1 protein-coding gene and 2 pseudogenes are annotated in these 5,176 nt (G+C 66.5%); 2 read left to right on the top strand and 1 reads right to left on the bottom strand.

Features of this window, described 5'->3' with window-relative positions; all coding sequences use genetic code 11:
* Positions 1 to 96 (bottom strand): annotated as a pseudogene (locus CCS01_RS34900) (IS5/IS1182 family transposase); the annotation flags it as partial.
* Between the two features lie 431 nt (positions 97 to 527).
* Between CCS01_RS34900 and CCS01_RS00025 the strand changes: the two are divergent.
* Positions 528 to 4,862, top strand: coding sequence for a strawberry notch family protein (locus CCS01_RS00025; RefSeq protein ID WP_104516805.1), 4,335 nt, complete (start codon positions 528 to 530; stop codon positions 4,860 to 4,862).
* Positions 4,862 to 5,056: pseudogene (locus CCS01_RS34520) on the top strand (DNA primase); the annotation flags it as partial. The gene CCS01_RS00025 and the pseudogene CCS01_RS34520, both read left to right, overlap by 1 nt.
* Positions 5,057 to 5,176 lie beyond the last annotated feature (120 nt).

The raw sequence follows: 5,176 nt of genomic DNA, 5'->3' as shown, positions 1-5,176 counted from the left end.
GTTGTTCGCAGCGGTCACGCCAACGGACCCCGGACGGCCCGGCAAATGGTCCTTGATCCGCTCCCACTGGTCGTCGCGCAAGGCATGTCGATGCATCGGTCAGCCTCTCCAAAGCTGACTGCCTATGCATCGAAGAACCGGGGCTGCTGGAATCGGGAAGCCGCTTGTTGATCAACGATTCCGCCGCACTGTTGCAGCCCAGACTCACTCGGCTGGCTCCAATTGACGACACGCCCTAGTTCGACTGTGTCAGTTTCCGCCTAACACATTGAAATCACGACGTTTTCTCGCAAACTAGAGCTCCCATAACCCATTGATAACATTGACTATCTCTCAGTTTTTGACACAGTAAGACTAGCACGTTGGGCAATTGGCTCAAACGTCTGCATGGAGCCCCGCACCGTTTCCTCAGTGAGGTCCATCGGTCCGCCCAGAGTGAGAGCCTGGCCGGAACGGGTTTGAGCCGGTGAGGTCCTAGAGAGAGCGCCGACCGGCTCGCCCGTTCCCGCTCTCTCGGGGTTTCCTTCATGAACGACTCTTCCCCGATCGCGGCCTGCGAGGCCATGTCGCGCTCGCGCCCGTGCGAACTTGATCCCGCGGCCGCCATTCTCGCAGCGGCCGAGCGTCTTCTCCCCCATCTCGAACGCGGCGAGCGCGTGGACGCCGCGATGCTGCGCAGCGCCATGGAGGCGGCCTTCGGCGCCTCCGATGCGACGGGCGCCTGGGACTGGAAATCCGCCTACGAAGCCGGCGAGGTCGCCACCGTCCTGTTCCTGCGCAAATACGGAAAGGCGCTGTTCCGCAAAGCCGGCACTCCGGCTTTGCGCCTTTCCGCGCTGGCCAGGATCGCGAACCTGCTCCCCACGCAGACGCGCCGATCGGTCGAAAGCGATACGTTCCAGCAATTCTCGACGCCGATCCCGCTCGGGTTCGCCGCATTGACGGCTGCGGCCATCACTCCGGGCGACCGCGTTCTCGAGCCCTCGGCCGGCACTGGGCTCCTCGCCATCCTGGCGGAGACTGCGGGCGGCGCCCTGGTGCTGAACGAGCTGGCCGCGACCCGCGCCGCGCTGCTTGCCTCCCTCTTTCCGGCCACTCCCGTCACGCGGTTCGATGCCGCGCAGATCGACGATCACCTCGATCCCGCAGCCGTGCCGAGTGTAGTGCTGATCAACCCGCCATTCTCGGCATTGGCCCACGTCTCCGGCCGTGTGGCTGACACTGTCTATCGGCACATCCGCTCCGCCCTTTCGCGTCTTGCTGATGGTGGGCGTCTGGTGGCGTTCACCGGCGCCAATTTCGCACCCGACGCGCCCGCCGGGCGGGACGCATTCGTTCGCCTGCAGGAGCGCGGCAGCGTGGTGTTCAGCGCCGCGATCGACGGCAGTGTCTACGCCAAGCATGGCACTTCAGTCGAAACGAGGCTGACCGTCATCGACAAGGCGCCCGCCGACGATCCAAACACTTTCCCGGAATCCGCCGTCATCGCACCCGATGTCGCGACGCTGCTCCGCTGGATCGGCGAGCGCGTTCCTGCCCGGCTGGCAGTCGAGAGGCCAGCGACGATCCCGATGTCCGCGCACGCCGCGCCGCGCGCCGTGAACGCCCCTCGTGCGCGCGCCATCGCTGCCCGGCCGACCGGGCTGCCGATCACCGACCCCGAGGCCGTCGATCTCGCCTACGAGACGACCGATTGGACGCCGCCCGAGGCCGCACGCCTGAGCGAGGCGATCTACGAGGAGTACCGCCTCCAATCGATCCGTATTCCCGGCGCCCAACCGCACCCGACCAAGCTGGTGCAATCCGCGGCGATGGCCTCGGTCGCGCCGCCGAAGCCCAGCTATCGGCCCCGGCTACCGGCCCGCCTCGTTACCGAAGGCCTCCTCTCCGACGCCCAACTGGAGACGGTGATCTATGCCGGCGAGGCCCACGGCGAGTATCTCGCTGGCGCCTGGACAGTGGACGAGACCTTCGATCTCGTCACCGCTGCGCCCGACGATGCGCCGAACGCAGTGCGCTTCCGCCGCGGCTTCATGCTGGGTGACGGCACCGGCGCCGGCAAGGGACGCCAGTCCGCCGCCATCATCCTCGACAACTGGCTGCGCGGGCGGCGCAAGGCAGTCTGGATCTCGAAGTCCGACAAGCTGCTGGAGGACGCACAACGCGACTGGTCGGCGCTCGGCATGGAGCGGCTGCTCATCACCCCGCTCTCGCGCTTCCCGCAAGGCACGCCGATCCGCCTGGCCGAAGGCATCCTATTTTTGACCTACGCTACGCTGCGGTCCGACGACCGTGGCGAGAAGCTTTCGCGCGTCCGGCAGATCGTCGAATGGTTGGGCTCCACCTTCGATGGGGTCATCATTTTCGACGAGAGCCACGCCATGCAGAACGCCGGCGGCGGTAAAAGCGAGCGCGGCGATATCGCGCCCTCACAGCAGGGACGCGCCGGCCTCCGCCTGCAACACGCGCTGCCCAACGCGCGCGTGGTCTACGTCTCGGCGACGGGCGCCACCACGGTCCACAATCTCGCCTATGCCCAGCGGCTCGGCCTGTGGGGCGGCGAGGATTTTCCTTTCGCGACCCGCGCCGAGTTCGTCGAAGCGATCGAGGCCGGCGGCGTCGCGGCCATGGAGGTGCTGGCGCGCGACCTCCGTTCCCTTGGCCTCTACACCGCCCGTTCGCTCTCCTACGACGGCGTCGAATACGAACTGGTCGAGCACCAGCTCACCGATGAGCAGCGCCGCATCTACGATGCCTATGCCGGCGCCTTCGCGATCATCCACAACCATCTCGATGCCGCGATGGAAGCCGCCAACATCACCGGCGAGTCCGGCACGCTGAATCGGCAGGCGAAGGCCGCGGCCCGCTCGGCGTTCGAGAGCGCCAAGCAGCGGTTCTTCGGTCATCTCCTGACCAGCATGAAGACGCCGACTCTGCTCCGCTCGATCGATCAGGACCTGGCGGATGGCCATGCCGCCGTGGTGCAGATTGTCTCCACCGGCGAGGCGCTGATGGAGCGCCGGCTCGCCGAAATCCCGACCGAGGAATGGAACGACATCCGCGTCGACATCACGCCGCGCGAATACGTGCTGGATTATCTGGCGCACTCCTTCCCGGTGCAGCTTTACGAGCCCTTCACCGACAGTGAGGGCAATCTCTCCTCGCGGCCTGTCTTCCGCGATGGCCAACCCGTCGAGAGCCGTGAGGCCGTGGCGCGGCGCGACGAACTCATCGAGCGGCTCGCCTCGCTGCCACCCGTGCCCGGCGCACTCGACCAGATCGTGCAGCGCTTCGGCACGGACACCGTCGCCGAGGTGACCGGCCGCTCGCGGCGGGTCGTTCGCAAGGGCGAACGCCTGATCGTCGAGAACCGCTCCGCCTCGGCCAACCTCGCCGAGACCGCCGCCTTCATGGACGATGTTAAACGCATCCTCGTCTTCTCGGACGCAGGCGGCACCGGTCGCAGCTATCACGCCGACCTGACGGCGCGGAACCAGCGGCGGCGCGTCCACTATCTGCTCGAACCCGGGTGGAAGGCCGATGCCGCCATCCAGGGGCTCGGCCGGACGAACCGGACGAACCAGGCCCAGCCGCCGCTGTTCCGGCCGATCGCGACAGACGTTAAAGCCGAGAAGCGCTTCCTTTCGACGATTGCCCGGCGGCTGGACACGCTGGGCGCCATCACGCGCGGGCAGCGCCAGACCGGCGGCCAGGGTCTGTTCCGGCCGGAGGACAACCTCGAAAGCCCCTATGCGCGCGACGCGCTGCGCCAGCTCTACCTGCTGCTCGTTCGCGGGAAGGTCGATGGCTGCTCGCTTCAGGCGTTCGAAGAATCCACCGGCCTCTCACTGATGGACGCCAACGGCCCGAAGGACGATCTGCCGCCGATCACGACCTTCCTCAATCGGCTACTCGCGCTCACCATCGATTTGCAGGGCGTGTTGTTCACCGCGTTCGAGCAATTGCTGAACGCGAAGATCGAAGGTGCCATCGCCAGCGGCGTCTACGATGTCGGGTTGGAGACGCTGCAAGCCGAGAGCTTCATCGTCAACGATCGGCGAACGATCTACACCCACCCCGACACCGGCGCAGAAACCCGTCTGCTCACCATCACCGAGCGGCGGCGCAACAATCCGCTCAGCCTCGATCAGGCGCTTGGCCATCTCTCCGATCGAAGAGCAGTGCTGCTGATCAACGAGCGTTCAGGTCGCGCGGCGGTGCAGATTCCAGCGCCGAGCGTCATGCTCGACGACGGCGAGATCGAACGTCGCGTTCGGCTGATCCTTCCAATGGAGCAGCACACTGTCTCGCTGAAGACGATGGCGGAGAGCCGCTGGATCGAGACCGACCGCGAAAGCTTCGGCGCCGCGTGGGATCGCGAGGTGGCTCAGGTTCCGGAATTCGCCGAGAGCACGCTGCACATCGTCGCGGGGCTCCTGCTACCCATCTGGAAGCGGCTGCCAAACGAGTCGACGCGCGTATATCGGCTTCAGACCGACGACGGCGAACGCGTCATCGGCCGCAAGGTCTCGCCCGCCTGGGCAGCGAACGCTTCTGCGCCCGGCGCAGCGTCGCTGACGCCCGAGGCAGCGTTCTCCGCGCTGATGGAGGGACGGACGGTGCTGGATCTCGCGGAGGGGCTGCAACTGCGCCGCGTCCGCGTCATGAACGCGCTTCGCATCGAACTCTCCGGATTCAGCGAAGCGATGCGTGACCGGCTGCGCACCTATGGCCTGTTCGGCGAGATCATCTCCTGGAAACTTCGCATGTTCGTGCCGACGGACGCCGGCGGCGCCGAGGTGCTGGTGCGCGTGCTCGATCGCTTTCCGATCGAGCGCATCGGTGAGCGGGAGGCGGCGTGATGGAACGCGTGGACGCCTCCGAACTCGCCCACCGCCTCGCCAAAAACGCCGAGGCGGTCTGCCGCCATTACCTCTCCGCCGGCCGCCGCGAAGGCGCCTACTGGCTCGTGGGCGACGCGCGCAACACGCCGGGCCGGTCGATGTTCGTGCGACTCAAGGAAACCGCGAAAGGTCCGGCCGGTAAATGGACCGATTATGTTGCGCCGCGTGTTATGTTGCGGCCCCGCGCTGGGCGGCGATGTTGCGAGGGATCGGCAGCTTCTCCGCAACATAACCTCAGCCCATCGGGAAGGGTCGCGTGATGCCCCGCGACG

It is taken from the genome of Rhodopila globiformis (assembly GCF_002937115.1).
Classification (GTDB): Bacteria; Pseudomonadota; Alphaproteobacteria; order Acetobacterales; family Acetobacteraceae; genus Rhodopila; species Rhodopila globiformis.
The sequence above is the reverse complement of the archived record's forward strand: the minus strand, read 5'-3'. Positions and strand labels throughout refer to the sequence as shown.